The 20,960-nt window shown below is 34.3% G+C and carries 17 protein-coding genes; 6 read left to right on the top strand and 11 right to left on the bottom strand.

Going from position 1 to position 20,960, the window contains the following annotated elements; translation table 11 throughout:
- Positions 1–30: 30 nt before the first annotated feature.
- Positions 31–648, top strand: coding sequence for a deoxynucleoside kinase (locus FH144_RS09655; protein ID WP_242315468.1), 618 nt, complete (start codon positions 31–33; stop codon positions 646–648).
- Positions 641–1,306: a deoxynucleoside kinase gene (locus FH144_RS09650; RefSeq protein WP_242315466.1), complete on the top strand. Its 666-nt coding sequence runs from the start codon at positions 641–643 to the stop codon at positions 1,304–1,306. Before FH144_RS09655 ends, FH144_RS09650 begins: the two co-directional genes overlap by 8 nt.
- 196 nt (positions 1,307–1,502) lie before the next feature.
- Here FH144_RS09650 and FH144_RS09645 read toward each other — a convergent pair whose 3' ends face one another.
- Positions 1,503–2,204: an HAD family hydrolase gene (locus tag FH144_RS09645; protein ID WP_242315464.1), complete on the bottom strand. Its 702-nt coding sequence runs from the start codon at positions 2,202–2,204 to the stop codon at positions 1,503–1,505.
- Positions 2,205–2,382: 178 nt separating this feature from the next.
- Between FH144_RS09645 and FH144_RS09640 the strand changes: the two genes are divergently transcribed.
- Both FH144_RS09640 and FH144_RS09635 read left to right on the top strand, forming a co-directional pair.
- Positions 2,383–2,712, top strand: a complete 330-nt coding sequence (locus tag FH144_RS09640) for a winged helix-turn-helix transcriptional regulator (RefSeq protein WP_242315463.1) — start codon at positions 2,383–2,385, stop codon at positions 2,710–2,712.
- 108 nt (positions 2,713–2,820) lie between these two features.
- Complete coding sequence (locus FH144_RS09635) at positions 2,821–3,324, top strand: SRPBCC family protein (RefSeq protein ID WP_242315460.1); 504 nt, start codon at positions 2,821–2,823, stop codon at positions 3,322–3,324.
- A 298-nt stretch (positions 3,325–3,622) separates the two neighbouring features.
- On the opposite strand, the gene FH144_RS09630 is transcribed toward FH144_RS09635, so the two are convergent.
- From FH144_RS09630 to FH144_RS09615, 4 genes are all read right to left on the bottom strand, one after another.
- Positions 3,623–4,882, bottom strand: a complete 1,260-nt coding sequence (locus tag FH144_RS09630) for a Fic family protein (RefSeq protein ID WP_242315452.1) — start codon at positions 4,880–4,882, stop codon at positions 3,623–3,625.
- A gap of 621 nt (positions 4,883–5,503) precedes the next feature.
- The gene (locus FH144_RS09625; RefSeq protein ID WP_198610841.1) at positions 5,504–6,028 is read right to left on the bottom strand and encodes a tubby C-terminal domain-like protein; all 525 of its coding nucleotides are present in this window, start codon (positions 6,026–6,028) and stop codon (positions 5,504–5,506) included.
- Positions 6,029–6,654: 626 nt separating this feature from the next.
- Positions 6,655–7,731: a branched-chain amino acid aminotransferase gene (locus FH144_RS09620; RefSeq protein ID WP_242315450.1), complete on the bottom strand. Its 1,077-nt coding sequence runs from the start codon at positions 7,729–7,731 to the stop codon at positions 6,655–6,657.
- A gap of 376 nt (positions 7,732–8,107) precedes the next feature.
- Positions 8,108–9,064 (bottom strand): NAD-dependent epimerase/dehydratase family protein, encoded by a 957-nt coding sequence (locus FH144_RS09615; protein ID WP_198610839.1) that lies wholly within the window; start codon positions 9,062–9,064, stop codon positions 8,108–8,110.
- A gap of 287 nt (positions 9,065–9,351) precedes the next feature.
- On the opposite strand from FH144_RS09615, the gene FH144_RS09610 reads away from it, so the two are divergent.
- Positions 9,352–12,078 carry a 5'-nucleotidase C-terminal domain-containing protein gene (locus FH144_RS09610; protein ID WP_242315448.1) on the top strand — a complete coding sequence of 909 codons (2,727 nt, stop codon included), beginning with the start codon at positions 9,352–9,354 and terminating at the stop codon, positions 12,076–12,078.
- 132 nt (positions 12,079–12,210) lie between these two features.
- On the opposite strand, the gene FH144_RS09605 is transcribed toward FH144_RS09610, so the two are convergent.
- The 4 genes from FH144_RS09605 to FH144_RS09590 all read right to left on the bottom strand — a co-directional run bounded on the left by FH144_RS09605 (position 12,211) and on the right by FH144_RS09590 (position 15,804).
- On the bottom strand, positions 12,211–13,170 hold the full coding sequence (locus FH144_RS09605; RefSeq protein WP_242315445.1) for an ornithine cyclodeaminase family protein: 960 nt from the start codon (positions 13,168–13,170) through the stop codon (positions 12,211–12,213).
- Between the two features lie 308 nt (positions 13,171–13,478).
- Positions 13,479–13,898: an NUDIX hydrolase gene (locus FH144_RS09600; protein WP_198610835.1), complete on the bottom strand. Its 420-nt coding sequence runs from the start codon at positions 13,896–13,898 to the stop codon at positions 13,479–13,481.
- 11 nt (positions 13,899–13,909) lie between these two features.
- On the bottom strand, positions 13,910–14,416 hold the full coding sequence (locus FH144_RS09595) for a GNAT family N-acetyltransferase (protein ID WP_242315436.1): 507 nt from the start codon (positions 14,414–14,416) through the stop codon (positions 13,910–13,912).
- 197 nt (positions 14,417–14,613) lie between these two features.
- On the bottom strand, positions 14,614–15,804 hold the full coding sequence (locus tag FH144_RS09590) for a glycine C-acetyltransferase (RefSeq protein ID WP_242315434.1): 1,191 nt from the start codon (positions 15,802–15,804) through the stop codon (positions 14,614–14,616).
- 254 nt (positions 15,805–16,058) lie between these two features.
- Here FH144_RS09590 and FH144_RS09585 point away from each other — a divergent pair, with 254 nt between their 5' ends.
- Positions 16,059–17,225, top strand: a complete 1,167-nt coding sequence (locus FH144_RS09585; RefSeq protein WP_242315432.1) for a M20 family metallopeptidase — start codon at positions 16,059–16,061, stop codon at positions 17,223–17,225.
- A gap of 188 nt (positions 17,226–17,413) precedes the next feature.
- Here the strand turns inward: FH144_RS09585 and tuf are convergent, their stop codons facing one another.
- Positions 17,414–18,598, bottom strand: a complete 1,185-nt coding sequence (tuf, locus tag FH144_RS09580; RefSeq protein ID WP_242315430.1) for an elongation factor Tu — start codon at positions 18,596–18,598, stop codon at positions 17,414–17,416.
- Between the two features lie 210 nt (positions 18,599–18,808).
- Positions 18,809–20,890 carry an elongation factor G gene (gene fusA, locus FH144_RS09575; RefSeq protein ID WP_242315428.1) on the bottom strand — a complete coding sequence of 694 codons (2,082 nt, stop codon included), beginning with the start codon at positions 20,888–20,890 and terminating at the stop codon, positions 18,809–18,811.
- Between the last annotated feature and the right edge of the window lie 70 nt (positions 20,891–20,960).

Genomic DNA, 20,960 nt, shown 5'->3' with positions numbered 1-20,960 from the left:
TTGTCTATTTTAACATTTGGAGATGTGATTATGAATAAACCATTTATCGCGATCGAAGGTCCTATCGGTGTAGGAAAGTCTTCTTTAGCTCACAAACTAAGCCAAACATTAAACTATTATGAAGAACGAGAAATTATTGATGAAAATCCATTTTTATCAGACTTTTACGATGATATTTCTAAATGGAGTTTTCAAACGGAAATGTTCTTTTTATGCAATCGCTACAAACAAGCCAAAGATATCGCCAAAATGACTCAAGGTGTGGTAAGCGATTACCATATATATAAAAATAAAATTTTTGCGCGAAATACGTTAGATGATACAGAATTTGATAAATTTGATCGCATTTTTAATATTTTAACCGAAGATATCCAAATGCCAAATATGATTATTTTCTTAGATGCTCATCTAGATGTTTTAAAACAACGCATCGCCAAACGAAATCGTAGCTTTGAGCATCAAATTGAAGATGACTATTTATTAACACTAAAACAAGATTACCTAGCTTTTTACAACTCATTAAAACAAAATGGCGAAAATGTGATTTTAATCAATACAAGCGAGATTGATTTTGTAAATAATGAGGCAGATTACGATTACATCTTAGAACAAATTAAACCTATGATAGGAGATATTGGAAATGAATAACTATGGACTACCTCAAAATGCGATTATCACCATTGCAGGTACTGTTGGTGTAGGTAAATCAACGTTAACACAAGCATTAGCTGATAAATTAGATTTTAAGACTTCTTTTGAAAATGTAGATCATAATCCTTATTTAGATAAATTTTATGATGATTTTGAACGTTGGAGTTTTCACTTACAAATTTATTTTTTAGCAGAGCGTTTTAAAGAACAAAAACGCATGTTTGAGTATGGTGGAGGATTTATTCAAGATCGTTCCATTTATGAAGATGTTGATATTTTTGCGAAGATGCATGAGGAGCAAGGAACGATGAGTGAAGATGACTTCAAGACTTATTCCGAACTCTTCAATGCGATGGTTATGACACCCTACTTCCCAAAACCAGATGCTTTAATTTATTTGGAATGTGATTATGACGAGGTTATTGAGCGTATTAAAGCCCGTGGTCGCGATATGGAAATTAATACTGATCCTGAATATTGGAAAAAACTATTTAAACGTTATGACGATTGGATTAATAACTTCAACGCTTGTCCTGTCGTACGCGTAAACATTAATGAATATGACATTCATCAAAATCCAGATTCACTTGACCCTATTATTGATAAGATTGCCCATGTAATTAATACCTATCGCAATGTTGATAATAGAAACTAAAACTATATGAAACCATTATTTTATTCGAAAGCTGAGATATTTATACAAAAATGTCTCAGCTTTTATTTTTGGCAATAGTTGATTGAGATGATAAGACGTTAAAACCTTACTTTTATCATCTCTATTCAACTTGATGAGGATAGGGACACGAACTCTTTAAAATAACATTAGATTTATGTCGCTGACCCTTGTTATATTATTTATTTTCAAAATGTGTTTTTAAGACTTCCGGTACACTGACGGCAGTTTCAACAATGACATCAGCATCTACAAGTTCTTCTTTTTTCGCAATACCACTTAATACCCCAATGGCTAAACCTAACTTCGCATTGACCTTCGTCTTCATATCATTATTAGTATCACCTACGATGACCACGTCTTCAGCTTTCACATCATAACTATCAAATAGTGGCTTGAGTACAGCCGGATTGGGTTTTTCAGCAGCATGTGCTTCCGTAGAAATAACGAGATCGAAAGCATCTTTTGAATTTGTAGCCTCTAGAAATTGTAGTGCCCCTTTTTTAGAGTCACTAGTCACGATACCAATGTTGTAGCCTTCATTTTTCAAAGATTTAATCATATCGTAAACGCCATCAATCCAATTATTCTCTGGCACACGCGTATCGACTAAGTGCTGACTCGTGTTACGCGTCCAAGTTGAGACATCTTCGTCAGCAATGTTGTTAAATGCATCGACTATTTGATCCAGAGAGCCAGACCCCATTACTGATTCAGGTAAGATTGCATTATCCACGACACCTAATTGACGATGCGCTTCTTCTTTATTCTCTACAGGAAATTCATCTAAAAAGCTATCTACAAGGCGAAGACCAATCTTCTCCCAACTTTTATCGAATTCAATTAACGTTCCATCTTTATCAAATAATATCCATTTCATTACACATAGCACCCCTGAAATTCATGATTTGTAACTATTCTATTGTAATATACTCTTCTAAATATTTATAGATATTCATATTTATGACAAGCTTTTCCATTTTCAAAAATTATAAAATTATAAGATAATGTCCTTAATATAAAATGATGACTTCATCTACTTAAGTGAGGTATAAATGATGAAACATAAAGAATTTAATTGTCCTGTTGAAGCAATTATTAGTTTAATTGGCGGAAAGCATAAACCTATTATTTTATGGTATTTACTTGAAGAAAAAACGTTACGCTACAATGAGCTACAAAAACGTCTTCCCCAAGCAACACCTAAAATGTTGAGTCAACAATTAAAAGAACTTAAAGAAGATGGTTTAATCGAAAAAGTGATTTATCCTGAGGTGCCACCAAAAACTGAATATTTCTTAACAGACTATGGTTATACTTTAAAAAATATTTTAACTGAAATGTGTCAATGGGGAGAAGATTATATGGGTGATTATATAAAAAAATAAAGATGTGTAGTTACCAAAAAGAAAGTATCTTACTTTAAAGTGCCTTCTTCTCAATCTCAAGTCACGATGATAGGATAAATTCATCAATAAAAAAGGACTGTGATATAAATGATGAATGCAATCCAATGGCCTAAAAAATGGTTACCTGGTTTAACTGATAATTTCGCATCAAACGAATTAATTATAAAAGAGTTAGAGTTTGATACCGTTGTGAAGAATTTAATTGATACTGCTCAATGGGAAAAATATTATGAAAATAGTAGTAACATCAATATTGAAAACACTGAATCTACCGAGTTATTCGATAATGCTAATTTCAAATTTGAAACATTCGGTTTTGGTATTAATGCGAAAGTCGAAGAATTTAATGTTGATTATACAAATCAAATAGCACGAATCGCTTGGCGAGGATGGAATGATGCGACAGGCGATGATTATTTAGAAGTTTATCATGCATGGTTAATAGAAACACTAGATCATAATCGTTTACGTATACTTACTCAAGAATCTCAATTAGGACATCCAGCAGTAGACTTAGCAAACGACCCAACCCATCCAATGATTAATGGCCACCAAGACTGGCTAAAAGGGTTATATCAATTTTCAAAATAAATCATAAAAATTGCCCGTTGACGAAATTTATATATTCATCGACGGGCAGTTGCTTTTTCTATTATCGTTAAGTTAATTATTTAGGTTCGCCATGTACTAAGATAGAACTTAAGAAATCGACTACTTTTTTAATGAAACCGAATACGTCTGTCACTTGATTTCACCCCTTTATCTATTAAACTTACAATTTTATTTTAATAGGTAAGAAGGGAAATAGCGCCTTTTTGCTTAGTTGATTATTGATCATGCATACATGTAATTTTTTGTGACTCACTTCTTGCTTCATTGCCTAATTGTGTTAAGTGTACTGCTCGGGATTAAGTGAAAGCAATTCTTCTATATAACTTTCTTTAATTTCATATACCACAGGATTGCTTTTTAATTTAATCAATTTATCTTCAAACTTCACAATCACTTCATTTACTTTGTTTCTTGAACACTCGATAAGTTCTGTAACCTCTTTAATACTTATTCTCGAATATTCACTACCAAACACTTTATCTTGCAAGAGTATAAATAGAACGTTAAATTCATATTTATTTGTCGCAATATACTCTAATGATTGAGCCAATCTTGTAATTATTTCTATATTATTTTTAAAGCTTTCAATGATATTATGTTGCCCTTCAATTAATAATTGCAACATGTCATTAATGAATTGGGTTAGCTCCCCTTTATTGAAATAATCAGATGTTTCTTCAAATGATTTATAATATTTATTTTTATTATTATTTACTACATATGAAAACGTAAGTGCTGTAAAGGGATCCAAATTATCATTTAATAATTTAGCCAAGATATAACGTCCGACTCTCCCATTCCCATCATAAAATGGATGAATGTATTCAAACATATAATGGCTAGCCATTATTTTATAAATAGCCGGTGCATCGTAATGCTTAATAAAACTCAACAATTTCGTTAAATATTCGTAAATTTCTGGTTCTGTAAACTCGTTTCGATGAACCCATTTGCTTTTTGAATTATCATATACGCCTATGGATTGTTTTCTAAACATTTCTCCGTCAGGTAAGTCTTTTTCTTTAATTTCACTCGAAACAATAGAATCGAAAATTTTACGAATATCACCCACAGAATTTAACTCCACGTTACGACTTTCAATCATAATATACTGGTTAACAAGACCATCGAAACGTTTATTTTCTCCTTTTACTTTATTAAGCGACGCTGCTATTTCTTGCTTAGAGCTTTTAATACTCTCTATTTCATTTGTACTTTGTAATTCATTTATCAATAAACATCTGAGATAAAATTTTCTGGCTAATGGAGTTATAATCAAAGAAAAATGTTTTATTCTAGCAGTATTATTAAGGATACTTTCTAAATTTAATATTAATTCTTTATTGAGAGTAAAAAATAATGGATAATTAATATGCCTCATTGGGTTTTCATCTTGTATTGGATGAATAATAAATTCAGTTACAAACGATGAAAAATCTTTTACCCTTCTACTATACTCAACCTCAAATTTTTCCCAGCCACACATATAAAAGAGTTTCTTGAGTGTTTTATATTCCAAAGATGTTAGTCCTTTCATACGTTTTTTACTATTTAAGATATACTTTCCCTAAATTTTCTTTTCGACACTAATGACTACGTTTTCTTTTAAAACCATCTTTAATATCTTTGAATAACTGATTACTTCCCGACCAATTTGAAAATGTCGACATAGTGAAAGTAATAATTTTGCTTATTAACTCCATACCACTCGCCTCCAAATACTTTTACTTATATTTACCACACCTAGCAAATTATTAACAAGCTAGCTTAGTTGAACAATACATCCTAATTCACTTTATAAGTTTTCGCTCAAAATCATTTAAAATAAGATAAATATATAGCCACCCCTACTAAAAATATAGCAATGATGCCATGACCTACTAAATTTATAGTAATCTGTTTTCTATTCATATTTTCTTTATTATTCATTCTTCTATAATTCAAGTTATAAAATAATGTACAAACAATTGCATACAGTATTACGAAGATTAAGCCCAGTAACAACGCTACATAAACATTCAAGTTAACCATCCTTTATGTAATCTTATTTGCCACAAATATAACATAGTATAGAGAACTCAATTATATAAGTGTAAGAGCGACAAATTTAAACACATGATTTCTTAGTAGATTAAAACACTTTTAATAATTATTAGCTTTAGCCACTAAATAAATAACTGTGAAATATTCCTATAAATAACAACTCATATTCTTTCATTTCCTCATCTAGTAATTCAAAATAAACAGTAACAGGAATAGCAATATCACTTTTACATTTAGCAATCTTTTGTTGTTCTTCATTAATTATATATGCCCAGTCGTTTGAACTATTATCTAATCTATACTGTTTATTCATTAGATAAAAATTAGCTTCTTTGAACGAATTTAGTTTATTTTCATTTGTTAATTTAAAAGTGAATTTCTTGGTTTTATGTGTGATAAATTCTATATTAAAGTGTTTATATTTAAATGGACTTATTTGATTAGACTTAAATACTAAATTGTTGTTCTTAGTATATACTTTAAAATTATTGAAAAATTTCCCTTCACCTACAAAATCAATAATTCGTGTGAAAATATTAGAATAATCTTTTTGCACATACCCGACTACCTTCTCACTATCTTCATCTATTATTTTTAACGGCCTAGTTGAGAAATTATTATAAATTTTATATTTATACATTTTAAAAAATCCTTTTTATATAATTAGCGTATGAATATTTTTGTACAAATCCACCCTATTAACATAACTATAACAAAAGCCAATAACGGCAAAAACACAAAAAATAATCCCATTATGCTAACTCCTTTTTAACTTTATACTTTTACAATAGCATAATAAATAAACTATTTGGAGATTCTAATTAAGCCACTTTAGTAATCTATTTCTAAATAGTTCTTTTAGATTAAAGGTGATTAAATTTTGATAATTTATATTTAACTATATTATTATAAAATTAAATCTAACTGCGAGGTGTCTATAATGAAATATAGAATAAGTGCTGGCGTTATATTCTTAATTATAATTATTATATTTACCTTTTTTATTCATCCTATGATTGACTTAAATAATCAATTACTAGATCTGGTATATGTAATAACGTTATTTACAATTGGCTCAATATTAGGTTATATTGGCCGTCGTTTAGATAATAAATAGTTCACATAAGCACTTTAATTTTATAGGCATCAAATTTAATTTTGTTGTTAGCCTTTACGTATTCAAAAACGTATTCATTTACAAAAACTATCACAACTAAAAAACTAGAATCCTCACCATTTCAAGGATTCTAGCTTAATAAGTGTTTATTATTTATATTCTGGAACGACTACGCGCCAACCGTGTTTATCTTCTAATTTACCGCTTTGGATGCCTGTATACGTATCGTATAATTTTTTAGTGATTTCGCCTGGTTGGTCGTTATTAATTACGATTTCTCTATCTTCATATTTTAAAGTACCTACTGGTGAGATAACTGCTGCTGTACCTGAACCAAATACTTCAGTTAATTCACCTTTGTCGTATGCTTCGAATAATTCATTGATTGAGACTTTACGTTCTTCCACTTCGTAGCCAAGTTCTTTAGCTAATTCGATGATTGATTTACGAGTGATACCTGGTAAGATACTACCATTTAAAGCAGGTGTTACAAGTTTGCCATTTTCAACGAAGAAAATATTCATGCTTCCCACTTCTTCAACGTACTTACGTTCTACACCATCTAACCATAATACTTGGTCATAGCCTAATTTATTCGCATTTGTTTGGGCTAATAAACTTGCCGCATAGTTACCTGCTACTTTAGCGAAACCTACACCACCACGTACAGCACGTACATATTCATCTTCTACATAAATTTTAGTTGTTTTTAATGTGTCTCCGCCGTAGTAAGCACCTGATGGAGATAAGATAATTAATAATTTATATTGATGAGATGCACGTACACCTAAAATACCTTCAGTCGCAAAAACGAATGGACGGATGTATAATGATTGACCTTCGCCTTCTGGCACCCAATCACGTTCAACATCTACTAACTGTTTTAATCCTTCTAATAATAGCTCTTCATCGATTTCAGGCATTTCCAGACGATCTAAAGAATTATTAATACGCTTGAAGTTTTGATCTGGACGGAATAACACTACTTCGCCCTCATGTTTATAAGCTTTTAGACCTTCAAATACGGCTTGACCATAATGAAGACCTTGCGCTGCTGGCGACACTTCAAATGGCGCATAAGGAACGATTTTTAAATCATGCCAACCTTTTTCGATATCATAGTCGAAACTTAACATATAATCTGTAAAATACTGTCCAAATCCTAAATTTCCTTCTGGTTTATCTTTAAGTGTTTCGCGTTTTTCAAATTTAACTTTTTCTGTCATGATGAAAGCCTCCTAAATATTTCCTAGATAATAGTTAACTTAAATTATAGCAACCTCATATTTTCTATTCAATAAGTTTTCTAAAAATTCAAACTAAATCCTCATTATGTACCTCTTCTTACTAAAATAACATACTTTATAAGCGATTAAAGGGTTTTCACATCTCGAATTCTTATTTATAATTTTGAAAATGGGCATCCGGCCAGTAAGCAACCATATCTTTATTACAAAGATACCATATATTTTCGAAAAGCTTAGCACTATTCGATAGTCATCATTACAACCATTCGTTACTATTACTTCATTTTGTACCAATAAAATCAAAAATACCAACAAAGTCATTTACTTTGTTGGCATATACTATATCGTCACGTATTTATTTATTACGTTCTTTTTCTTCAATTGCGTGTAACATTAACTCAGTCATTTTAGCTAAATCGTATTTAGGATCAAAGCCCCACTCTTTACGAGAATAACTAGTATCAATATTGTCTGGCCAGCTATCAGCAATCGCTTGACGTGCAGGATCTACTTCATAATCTAACGCGAAATCAGGATAATGTTTTTGAATTTCCGCTTTAATCATTTCCGGTTCAAAACTCATTGCACTTAAATTATAACCATTACGTGTAACAAGTTGATCACTATCCGCTTCCATCAATTTAATAATCGCATCAATCGCATCATCCATATACATCATATCCATATACGTATCTTTCGCGATATAGCTTGTATAACGACCCTGTCTTACCGCTTCAAAGTAAATTTCAACCGCATAATCCGTCGTACCGCCACCTGGTTCTTTAACATGTGAAATCAATCCAGGGAATCTCACACTACGCGTATCCACGCCAAATTTCTTGAAGTAATATTGGCATAATAACTCACCAGCAACTTTATTCACACCATACATTGTAGTTGGCTGTTGAATAGTATTTTGTGGCGTATCTTTCTTCGGCGTTGAATCCCCAAATGCACCGATAGAACTTGGCGTAAAGAAATGTAACTCATACGTTCTCGCAGTTTCCAACGCATTCATTAAACCACCCATATTTAAATCCCACGCTAATAAAGGATTCTTCTCAGCCGTCGCAGATAATAACGCCGCCATATGCATCAACGTATCCGCTTTGAAATTCTCAACAATCGCCATCATAGCTTCACGATTCGTTACGTCCAACACTTTAAACGGACCATTATTCACCGGTGACCCCTCTTCCGGTTCTCTAATATCCGTCGCTAACACATTATCATTCCCATAAATCTCTCTACATTTTAGAACCAACTCAGTCCCAATTTGACCAAGCGCTCCAGTAATTACGATTCTCTCCATCATTAAAATCTCCCTTTGTGTGTGTATAATATATCATTGTCCTTCTGAGGTATACATACCCCTTCTTTACACGCTCATTATAATATAAAAGCGCTTTCTTGTATACATACAAAATACATACATTTTACTTTTCTTTATTTTTGAAAAGTCAGAGATACTTACCCTACAAAACGTTTTATTTATTAAAAATTTTTAAATTTCTCGTAAATAATCCATCGAGCAAGCTTTATATGGAAAGAGTTATGCTAAGATAAAATTGTAAATTTTCATAAATAAAGGAGGCCAATATGAAGCAATATTGTATTTCATTTCTATTTATCATTCTAATCACGTTGGGTATCGCATCCGGCACAACGTATGCGGCTGAGTCAAACTCAAACGAGACACATGATACTGCCACATTAGCGACGAGCCCGACGACTTCATCTACATCTAAAGCAATGCCAACATCAGAAAGTGTATCAGATGAACCCTCTACACAGGCAACTTCTGAAACACCATCTCAATCCAATGATGCAGATAAGTCATCAGAGACAGTACGCCAAGAGGCCAAACCTACACATGCAACTCCAACATCAACAGAAAAAGCAACAAATCATGCTACATCAACTCAAAATAATGTAGCTATTCAAGAAGCACCGACGCATGAAAAAACCACTTCCAATTCTACAGAACCTAATAAGCAACTCGATACGGAAGATACGACAAGTGCCACATCTACAGATAATGCACAAGTAGCACATCATACAACGAAGGCCGATGTTACTTCTCAAACTAAAGATACGGTACAAACATCACAAGCATCAATGCAACAACCAAAAGAACATGATTCTACTCAATCAACACATCCAACACTTTCTACAACACAAGAAAGTAACAATACTACTCACACAACTCAAGGCATCGCATCATCTAAGAAATCAGAAATGACTTCATCAAATACAACAACGACACATACAATTTTACATACAAATGATATTCATGGCCGTTTTGTAGAAGACGAAGGCAGAGTAATCGGTATGGCTAAACTTAAAGGTCTGAAAGATAAATATCACCCAGAATTAATGGTCGATTCTGGCGATGCCTTCCAAGGTTTACCGGTATCTAATAATTCAAAAGGCGAAGAAATGGCAAAAGCGATGAATAGTGTCGGTTATGATGCAATGACTATCGGTAATCATGAATTCGACTTTGGTTATGATCAATTACTTAAATTACAGAAACAACTTAATTTCCCTATGATATCATCTAATATTTATAAAAATGGGAAACGTGTTTTTGACCCTTCAACGATTATTACTAAGAATAACGTGCGCTACGGTATCGTTGGCGTGACTACGCCCGAAACAAAAACCAAGACATCTCCTACTTCAGTAGAAGGCGTAGAATTTAAAGACCCATTGCCTAGCGTGTCACAAGCAATGAACGCGATTAAAGATAATGTCGATGTATTCGTTATCTTATCGCACTTAGGTATTGATAAATCTACAAAAGAACAGTGGCGTGGAGATTATTTAATCGATCAATTAACAAAGAATGGCTCATTCAAACAACCTATCTTTGTTTTAGACGGTCACTCACATACTGTTATCGAACATGGTAAACATTATGGTGCCAACAATATACTTGCCCAAACTGGAACTGCACTTGAAAATGTAGGCCGTGTTGATTTTAATTTTCAAGATAAACCAACAGCATCACTTATCAATGTAGCTGATACTAAAGATGTAGTAGCCGATTCACATATCGCAGCTCAAACTAAGAAAGCAAATGACGCATTCCTTAAAGAAACATCTACTGTCGTTATTCCTAATAATACAGTGACATTAAATGGAGAGCGTGAAGTAGCACGTACCCAAGAAACAAATCTAGGAAATTTAATTACTGACGCTATGGAAGCCTATGCAACTAAGAATTTCTCACATGCCCCCGACTTCGCAATTACGAATGGTGGTGGAATTAGAGCTTCTATCAACAAAGGGAAAGTTACAGAAAATGACATTATTACCGTATTACCGTTCGGCAACTTAATTTCTCAAATTAAAGTGAAAGGTTCAGATGTTGAAAAAGCTTTTGAACTCAGTTTAGGGTCACGCACTGACACACAAGACGGTAAAACAGTATTAGCTGCGAATGGGGGCTTCTTACAAGTATCTGACTCAATTCGCGTTTACTTTGATATTAATAAAGAAGCTGGCCATCGCGTGAATGCCATTAAAGTTTTAAACAAAGATACAGGTGCTTATGAAGATTTAGACCCTAATCGCACATACTACGTCACTACCAATGACTTTACGGCTAATCAAGGGGATGGCTACGAAATGTTTGTTGGCGAACGTGAAGAAGGCATTTCATTAGATGCGGTTGTCGTTCAGTACATGAATGATGCAGATCTAAGCAAGTATGACACTACTGAACCTGTACGTATCATTAATGGCGAACCTGAAGCAAATACTCAACCTAGCACACACGCCGAAGATACTAACCATCAACCAACTACTGATAATGGAGATGATAAAGTCGTTGAATTCCCTACTCCACATAAGGAACAAGATCATCCAGCAGTAGAAGTCATTGCGCATACTTCCGCTTCTTCTGAAAATGGAACATCTAAAGGGTATGATTCTCATAAAACTAATGTCTCTAACAAGGGCACAAATGTTATCCAGTTTCCAAGTCAACGTAAAGATGGTGCTATCTCAAGTTATCCTCAATGTGCTTTAGCAAACCATACTACGATGCCTAAAATGCCAAATAAACAAGTTACTGAAGTTATGGATGATTGCGCAACTATAAACACAGATTCAAATCTATTAGTATCACAAGCGTCTTATTCTAATATCGCTAAAAATACTACAAATATGCTAAATAAGGATTATTATGGCTCTAAGCATCACAATATATCACAATTACCTAACACTGGTAAAAATAATATGGAACGTAACATTGCGATATTACTCGTAGTTATAGGAGCCGGCTTAGTCTATTCTCGTACACGTAAAAAGTCCGCATAAGTCATAAAGTCTAAGAAATTAATATCTCATACTAAAAAAAGAACCAACGCACTAAAAATCTTTGAATAAATATAAAAGCCCATAAACGAACGTTAGGATGTTCATTTATGGGCCTTACTTTATTATTTACATTTATTGGTTATTCTTTTCTAATGCTTTTTTATAGGAATAGTTAGCCACTACAATATCTACAATTGCTAGTCCTACTGATTTAAATAACGTTACTTCTTTGTCGTCTTCACGTCCTGAGATTTTACCTGCTACGATATTACCTAATTCGCCGTGTAATGAGTTTTCAGTAAGTATGCCCTCTTCTTGTGGTACTTTTAAATCTCCCGTTTCTTCCATCGCGGCTTCAGTAGATTCAACGACAATTTTATTTGCAACTAACATAGATTCGGATGGGAGTTCCTGCATTTCAGGTTTGAAAGAACCTACTGCATTGAGATGAACGCCTGGTTGTAGTGAACGAGAATACACAGGTTTTGAAGAATTTGTAGCTGTTACAACAACATCCGCATCTTCCATAGCATCGTCCGCTTCATCAAATACTTTCGTTTGCACGTTATATTCTTCAGCTACGTCACTAGCTAACTTCTCAGCGTTCTCTTTAGTTCTGCTTGAGAAATGTACAGTATCAATATTTCTTACTGCCATAACGGCTGCAATAAGTCCTTCAGCTTGATCGCCAGCACCAATGACACATAATGTTTTAGCATCTTCACGCGCTAAATACTTAGTAGCTACACCAGAGATGGCACCAGTACGTATTTTAGTTAGGTAACTACCGTCTAACACTGCTAATGTTTCTCCCGTTTCATAATCACTTAATAATACAGAACCTGTAATAGTTTTCTTACCTTTTTTTGGATTATCTGGCGCAAAAGTGACCGTTTTAATTCCTACAATTTTGAGTTCATCTGAGAGTGCTGGCATTACTAAATATCGATTCTCTTCGTTAAATGGTAAGACGTAACGAAGTGGTGTTTCTGTTTTACCTTCTGAATATGCTTTTAATGATTGTGCTACTTCATCTATCACTTCTTCCATATTCAATAACTGTTGTTGATCTTGTTCATTTAACACTAGCATGTATGTTCCTCCATTTATATATTTAGGTTTATTACTTATTTACCCTAGACTATTCTTAATAAATTAGAATTTAAATATAACATTTTAAACGTGAAAATATTAAGTTAATGTATTTAATATGTTAATTCAGTATTGTACTAAAGTGAAAATGATGCTATCTTTATTTTATAAATAAAAAGCTTTCAATTATTGAAAAGCCTTGCGATTTCATAACCTTATGAAACTATTTATAAACTTTTGACGCTATGAGGTTAGGATAGAAATCTGAGATATTATCGAAAATTTCGTAGTCCTAATCTCATTTTTTGTTAATCTACATACCCTTCATCATAGTAAGTCGCTTTATTTTCCAAGAAAGTATTTAAACTATGATGATAATAGATTAATTTCTCATCTGCTTCTTCTACGGTTACCCAACGTAGCTCTGAAACTTCATCTTTCATCTGTATCTCTGTTATATAATCTTCCACTGTAGCCTTAAACATAATAAAAAGTGTGTGGACGCCCATTTGATGTGACTTACCTTCATTAATACTGATGATATCTCCAATAGTTGCCGTTAAGCCAGTTTCTTCCATAATTTCACGTTTAATCGCTTCGATTAATGTTTCACCTTGTTCAACCTTGCCTCCCGGTAAAGACCATCCGCCGCCATCGGTATTATGAACAAGTAGCACTTTACCTTCGTTATTTTGAATTAACGCATATACAACTTTCAATTCTTTCATTATCTTACCCTTCATTCATTTGGAATTACAAAACGCGATACTAGATGACCATTCTTCTTTGTATAAGATTCAATCGGATAGCCTCCACAACTTGTAATCACTGCTTTAGAAGCTTCATTTTTAGGGTTACATGTCATTAGAATCTTATCCACTTTCAACTCTTTTAGGATATGCATCGCCTCTTTTAACATAAACGTCGCAATCCCTTGTCCTCTATATGACTTAACTACCCCATAACCGACATGACCGCCTATATTAGTTAAACGTTGATTTAATTTATGACGTATATTAACTGCACCAACAATTTGTTTATCTTTGAAATAGAACAATGTCGTGCTAAGCACCCATCCTTCCTCTACTTCTGTCTTATTTAATTCATCTACCATATTTTCAAAAGACGCGTATTGAGCTAAATCCGTATTCGAAGGTACTACTGTTTCTTGATGGTCATACCATTCTTGGATATATCGCCTAAAAGTCGATTGATCACTATACTTCAATTGTCTTAATTCCGTCATAAGCATCGTCTCTTTCGCTTAAAATTAGTACACTCTTTTTCTCAGTTTAGCATTTAAGGGGTTAAATTTAAAAAGTTGAAATAGATATCACCTAAAATTTATAACTATTTAAATCAACAACACACATCGCATCATTAACTCAAAAAAGCCAGTCTGAAACATAGTCTATGTTTCAAACTGGCTAACTTCTTATATTATTATTTGATTGTTCCTAGTTCTTTACCTACTTTTTCATAAGCAGCGATAGCTTTATCTAACATTTCTTTCGTATGTGCTGCAGTAGGCATATTTCTTACACGACCAGTACCACGTGGAACTGTTGGGAAGACGATAGATTTAACATAGATACCTTCATCTTTAAGACGTTTACTAAACGCTTGAGTTTCTTTTTCATCGCCAATAATGACTGGTGTAATTGGTGTTTCTGAATGACCAGTGTCGAAACCAAGTTTTTCTAAACCATCTTTTAAGTATTGTGCATTATCCCATAATTTATCATGTAATTCAGTAGAAGCCATAAGCATTTTCACAGCTTCAGTAATAGCTCTTGTATCGCCAGGCGCAAGTGATGTAGAGAATAAGAATGGTCTAGATTGTGCTTTCAACCAATCAATTAATTCTTTCGTCCCCGCTACATAACCGCCTACAACACCAATTGCTTTTGATAACGTACCAATTTGGAAGTCAATTTTATCTTGTAAACCAAAGTGTTTTACTGTACCTGCACCTTTACCCATTACGCCAGAACCGTGGGCATCATCCACGTAAGTGATTAAACCAAATTCTTCAGCAATCTCAACAATTTCAGGTAATTTAGCAACGTCACCATCCATACTGAATACACCGTCAGTAATGTACATAACTTTATTGTATTGACCTGATTCAACTGCTTCTTTAGCTTTAGCTCTTAAGTCTTCCATGTCAGAGTGATTGACGCGAATAATTTTAGCTTTAGATAAACGACAACCATCGATAATAGACGCATGGTTTAATTCATCTGAAAGAATTGCATCGTTTTTATTCATTACTGCTGAAATTGCAGCCATATTACAGTTAAAGCCAGATTGATAGGCGATAGCTGCTTCCGTACCTTTAAATTTCGCTAATGTTTCTTCAAGCTCATCATGTAAGTCTAATGTTCCGTTGATTGAACGTACGGCTCCTGCTCCCACACCATGCGAATCAATTGCTGATTTAGCAACTTTTTTTAATTCTTCGTTTGTAGCTAATCCTAGATAGTTATTAGATGATAAGTTGATGTATTGTTTCCCATTAATTTTAATTTCTGGGCCATTACCACCTTGGATTGAATCGATTTCGTTATATAACCCATTATCTTTTAAATATTGAATATTTTCTTCTAAAAAATTGTGTAGTGATTGAACCATAATCATATCCCCTTTGTATTTTTATATCACCATAATAATAACCGATTTTTATCTAACATGAAAGCCTTATCATTATTGTAATATCAATATATTTAATATTCTTTATGTAATGTACATGTGTATTTCCAATGTGTATTTTTAGTCTATTTGCAAAGTTTTTAAGACTTCATTTTCAAAAATAAAAAAAGACGCTATTGAGTTAATTAAGAATTTGTTATACTAAACATCATAATAAACAGGAAGAAGTGGTTGAGGTGTTGGATTGGTTTCAATTAGCCAGTAAAAAAGAAAATAGAATGATTCAGATGCGTCGGGATATGCATCAATATCCTGAGCCGTCCTTTGAAGAATCGTGGACGCACAACTATATTCTTAACCAACTACGCCAACTGGATTGTGAGATTGAAGCGCCTGTGGGTCGTAATGGGATTAAAGCTACGTTTAAGGGAGCAGAACAAGACCCAGTCATTGCATTTCGAGCTGATTTTGATGCGTTGCCAGTGCAAGAATTGAACGATGTTCCTTATAAATCTAAAAATGAAGGCTTTATGCATGCATGTGGCCATGACGGTCATACGGCGATTCTATTAGGTGTGGCAGAAATTATTCATGAACATCGCCATTTATTAAAAGGCAATGTTGTTTTGATTTTTCAATATGGCGAAGAAATTATGCCTGGTGGTTCACAAGAGATGATTGACGATGGTTGCTTAAGAGACGTAGATAAGATTTATGGGACACATTTATGGAGCGGCTATCCTACAGGTACCATTTACTCAAGACCAGGAGCAATCATGGCTTCCCCTGACGAATTTTCAGTTACTATTTATGGAAAAGGTGGTCATGGCGCGAAGCCACATGAAACAATTGATCCTATCGTGATTATGGCTGAATTTATACTTAGCGCTCAAAAGATTATTTCTAGAACAATCGACCCTGTTAAAGAGGCCGTCCTTACGTTTGGAATGATTCAAGCTGGTTCTTCAGATAGTGTCATTCCAGACTCAGTCTTTTGTAAGGGAACTGTGCGCACATTCGATACTGAATTACAGACGCATATTCAAACTAAAATGGATAAGTTATTACAAGGTCTAGCATTAGCGAATGATATTACTTATGACATGAATTATATACGTGGCTACTTACCTGTGCATAATCACACAGATGCATATAAAGTGGTAAAACAAGCAGCAAATGAGATGCACTTACGCTTTAATGAATCAGAATTGATGATGATTGGAGAAGATTTCTCTCATTATTTAAAAGTTCGACCAGGTGCATTCTTCTTAACAGGTTGTGGAAACAAAGATAAAGGTATTACTGCGCCCCATCATAACCCACACTTCGATATTGATGAGCGTGCTTTCAAATATGCAGCGAGTGAATTCCTAAAAATTTTAGAAATTGAACAAGTGTTATAAAAATAGAATTGAGATACTTGAGTAGGCAATGATAATAGCTTAGTTTTCTTTTTAGATAACAATAAACCCCTTAAATGAACTTTTGATAAAAGCGCATTTAAGGGGTTTTTATGGGTTCTATAGGATTGCCGAATAACAAAAAAAAAGACTCCCCAAAGGGAGTCTTTTGAAATAATGAATAATAAATATTATTCGAAGATTTCAGTTACAACGCCTGATCCTACAGTACGTCCACCTTCACGGATTGAGAAACGAGTACCGTCTTCAATCGCGATAGGAGCGATTAATTCTACTGTCATTTCAACGTTGTCGCCAGGCATAACCATTTCAGTACCTTCTGGTAAGTTAACAACACCAGTTACGTCAGTAGTACGGAAATAGAATTGTGGACGATAGTTTGAGAAGAATGGAGTGTGACGTCCACCTTCGTCTTTAGATAAAACGTATACGTCAGCTTTGAATTTTGTGTGAGGAGTGATTGAACCTGGAGCAGCTAATACTTGTCCACGTTGTACGTCTTCACGAGCAACACCACGTAATAATGCACCGATGTTGTCACCAGCTTCAGCATAGTCTAATAATTTACGGAACATTTCTACACCAGTAACAGTTGTTTTAGAAGTGTCGTGTAAACCGATGATTTCAACTTCTTCACCAACTTTGATTTGACCACGTTCAACACGGCCTGTAGCAACAGTACCACGACCAGTGATTGAGAATACGTCCTCAACTGGCATCATGAATGGTTTGTCAGAATCACGTTCTGGAGTTGGAATGTAATCATCAACTGCTTGCATTAATTCTAAGATTTTTTCTTCGTATTGAGCATCGCCTTCTAAAGCTTTTAATGCTGAACCAGCGATTACAGGTACATCGTCACCTGGGAAGTCGTATTCAGATAATAAGTCACGTACTTCCATTTCAACTAATTCTAATAATTCTTCGTCGTCAACCATGTCAACTTTGTTTAAGAATACTACTAATGCTGGTACACCAACGTTACGTGATAATAAGATGTGTTCACGAGTTTGTGGCATTGGGCCGTCAGCAGCAGATACTACTAAGATACCGCCGTCCATTTGAGCAGCACCAGTGATCATGTTTTTAACATAGTCAGCGTGTCCTGGGCAGTCAACGTGAGCATAGTGACGTTTATCAGTTTGGTATTCGATGTGTGCAGTATTGATTGTAATACCACGTTCTTTTTCTTCTGGAGCGTTGTCAATCATGTCATATGATTGTGCTAAAGTGTCACCATTTTTAGCTAATACAGTTGCGATAGCAGCTGTTAAAGTTGTTTTACCATGGTCAACGTGACCGATAGTACCAATATTGGCATGTTCTTTTGAGCGATCAAATTTTTCTTTTGCCATTATTAAATCTCTCCTATTCAAGTAAAAGTTATTTCAATATTATCTCTCATGATAGTTTCTCACCATCATGAGACATAATTATTGTTATTGAAAGAATTCATAATTCCTTTATAATGCATTTTTCCTAAAAAATCAATTCATAAACGTGATTGCTTAAATAATAAGCTCAAGCTGTATTTTACCTAGAATTACTAGTTAAAACAAGTTTAATTATTCACCTTTATTTTTTTTGATAATCTCTTCAGAGATTGATTTTGGAACTTCTGCATAGTGGTCAAAGTACATAGTGTAAGTACCGCGACCTTGAGTGTTAGAACGTAATGAAGTTGCATAACCGAACATTTCTGAAAGTGGTACATAAGCGTTAACAACTTGTGCATTACCACGAGGTTCCATACCATCAACACGTCCACGACGAGCTGTTACGTCACCCATGATATCGCCCATGTATTCTTCAGGCATTTCGATTGTAACTTTCATCATTGGTTCTAAGATAACTGGATCACATTTTTTAGCAGCTTCTTTAAGTGCTAATGATGCAGCAATTTTGAAGGCCATTTCTGATGAATCGACATCATGGTATGAACCATCATATAATTTAGCTTTAACATCAATTAAAGGATATCCAGCTAAGACACCATTTTCCATAGCATCTTTAAGACCAGCTTCTACTGATGGAATGTATTCACGAGGAACTACACCACCAACGATAGCGTTTTCGAATTCGAAACCTGCGCCAGTTTCGTTTGGTGTGAATTCAATGTGAACATCACCGTATTGACCACGACCACCAGATTGACGAGAGAATTTACCTTGAACTTGTGCAGATTGCTTGAATGTTTCACGATATGAAACCATTGGCGCACCTACATTACATTCAACGTTGAATTCTTTCTTCATACGGTCTACTAAGATGTCTAAATGTAACTCACCCATACCGCCGATGATAACTTGTCCAGTTTCTTCATCAGTGTGAGCATGGAAAGTAGGGTCTTCTTCTTGTAATTTAACTAAAGCGTTAGTCATTTTATCTTGGTCAGCTTTAGATTTAGGTTCTACTGATAAGTGGATAACTGGTTCTGGGAATTCCATTGATTCTAAAAGAATGTCATTCTTTTCACCACATAATGTGTCACCAGTTCCTGTATCTTTAAGACCAACTGCAGCAGCGATATCGCCTGAGTAAACAGTGTCGATTTCTTGACGTGAGTTAGCGTGCATTTGTAATAAACGACCTACACGTTCACGTTTGTCTTTAGTTGAGTTCTTAATGTAAGAACCTGAAGTTAACGTACCTGAATATACACGGAAGAAAGTTAATTTACCAACATAAGGATCAGTCATAACTTTGAATGCTAATGCAGCGAATTCAGCTGAATCGTCTGGTTTAGCGATTACTTCTTCGTCAGGATTTTCAGTACGGTGTCCTACGATTGGTCTAACATCTAAAGGAGATGGTAGGTAGTCAATTACTGCGTTAAGCATTAATTGTACACCTTTGTTTTTGAATGCTGTACCGCAAAGTACTGGGTAGAATTCTACGTCAGTAGTAGCTTGACGGATAGCATCTTTTAATTCAGCAACTGAAATTTCTTCGTCACCAAGATATTTTTCCATTAATTCGTCGCTAGTTTCAGCAACTGCTTCGATTAATGTAGCACGAGCTTCTTCAGCTCTTTCTTTGTGATCTTCAGGAATTTCAATTTCATCGATTTCTGTACCTAAGTCGTTTGTATATTTGAAACATTTCATTTCAACTAAGTCGATGATAGCTTCAAATTCGTCTTCGGCACCAATTGGTAATTGGATAGGTGCAGCATTAGCTTGTAAGCGGTCATGAATTGTGCTTACAGAGTATTCAAAGTTAGCACCTAATTTGTCCATTTTGTTTACGAATACGATACGAGGTACACCATAAGTTGTAGCTTGACGCCAAACTGTTTCAGTTTGAGGTTCTACACCTGATTGAGCATCAAGTACAGTAACCGCTCCATCAAGTACACGTAATGAACGTTCAACTTCTACTGTGAAGTCTACGTGTCCTGGTGTATCGATAATGTTTACACGGTGACCTTCCCATTGAGCTGTTGTAGCAGCTGATGTGATTGTGATACCGCGGTCTTGTTCTTGTGCCATCCAGTCCATTTGTGAAGCACCTTCATGTGTTTCACCAATTTTATGGATACGACCTGTATAATAAAGAATACGTTCAGTCGTAGTTGTTTTACCAGCATCAATGTGAGCCATGATACCGATATTACGAGTGTTTTTCAAAGAAAAGTCTCTAGCCATTGTTTTTCTCCTTCCAGTTATTACTGAATAACTACTATAGAATATGGCGATGCCCTAAGCATGAACCAGC

Source organism: Staphylococcus sp. acrmy, assembly GCF_022690565.1.
Taxonomy (GTDB): Bacteria; Bacillota; Bacilli; order Staphylococcales; family Staphylococcaceae; genus Staphylococcus; species Staphylococcus caledonicus.
The sequence above is the reverse complement of the archived record's forward strand: the minus strand, read 5'-3'. Positions and strand labels throughout refer to the sequence as shown.

What these genes read in the sequence shown, in the direction of transcription:
- FH144_RS09640 (WP_242315463.1), top strand. Translation starts at nt 2,383, where the DNA reads ATGAAACATAAAGAATTTAATTGTCCTGTTGAAGCAATTATTAGTTTA.
- fusA (WP_242315428.1), bottom strand. Translation starts at nt 20,890, where the DNA reads ATGGCTAGAGACTTTTCTTTGAAAAACACTCGTAATATCGGTATCATG.
- FH144_RS09595 (WP_242315436.1), bottom strand. Translation starts at nt 14,416, where the DNA reads ATGACGGAATTAAGACAATTGAAGTATAGTGATCAATCGACTTTTAGG.
- FH144_RS09610 (WP_242315448.1), top strand. Translation starts at nt 9,352, where the DNA reads ATGAAGCAATATTGTATTTCATTTCTATTTATCATTCTAATCACGTTG.
- FH144_RS09615 (WP_198610839.1), bottom strand. Translation starts at nt 9,064, where the DNA reads ATGGAGAGAATCGTAATTACTGGAGCGCTTGGTCAAATTGGGACTGAG.
- FH144_RS09655 (WP_242315468.1), top strand. Translation starts at nt 31, where the DNA reads ATGAATAAACCATTTATCGCGATCGAAGGTCCTATCGGTGTAGGAAAG.
- FH144_RS09645 (WP_242315464.1), bottom strand. Translation starts at nt 2,204, where the DNA reads ATGAAATGGATATTATTTGATAAAGATGGAACGTTAATTGAATTCGAT.
- FH144_RS09625 (WP_198610841.1), bottom strand. Translation starts at nt 6,028, where the DNA reads ATGTATAAATATAAAATTTATAATAATTTCTCAACTAGGCCGTTAAAA.
- tuf (WP_242315430.1), bottom strand. Translation starts at nt 18,598, where the DNA reads ATGGCAAAAGAAAAATTTGATCGCTCAAAAGAACATGCCAATATTGGT.
- FH144_RS09605 (WP_242315445.1), bottom strand. Translation starts at nt 13,170, where the DNA reads ATGCTAGTGTTAAATGAACAAGATCAACAACAGTTATTGAATATGGAA.
- FH144_RS09620 (WP_242315450.1), bottom strand. Translation starts at nt 7,731, where the DNA reads ATGACAGAAAAAGTTAAATTTGAAAAACGCGAAACACTTAAAGATAAA.
- FH144_RS09650 (WP_242315466.1), top strand. Translation starts at nt 641, where the DNA reads ATGAATAACTATGGACTACCTCAAAATGCGATTATCACCATTGCAGGT.
- FH144_RS09630 (WP_242315452.1), bottom strand. Translation starts at nt 4,882, where the DNA reads ATGAAAGGACTAACATCTTTGGAATATAAAACACTCAAGAAACTCTTT.
- FH144_RS09635 (WP_242315460.1), top strand. Translation starts at nt 2,821, where the DNA reads ATGATGAATGCAATCCAATGGCCTAAAAAATGGTTACCTGGTTTAACT.
- FH144_RS09600 (WP_198610835.1), bottom strand. Translation starts at nt 13,898, where the DNA reads ATGAAAGAATTGAAAGTTGTATATGCGTTAATTCAAAATAACGAAGGT.
- FH144_RS09590 (WP_242315434.1), bottom strand. Translation starts at nt 15,804, where the DNA reads ATGGTTCAATCACTACACAATTTTTTAGAAGAAAATATTCAATATTTA.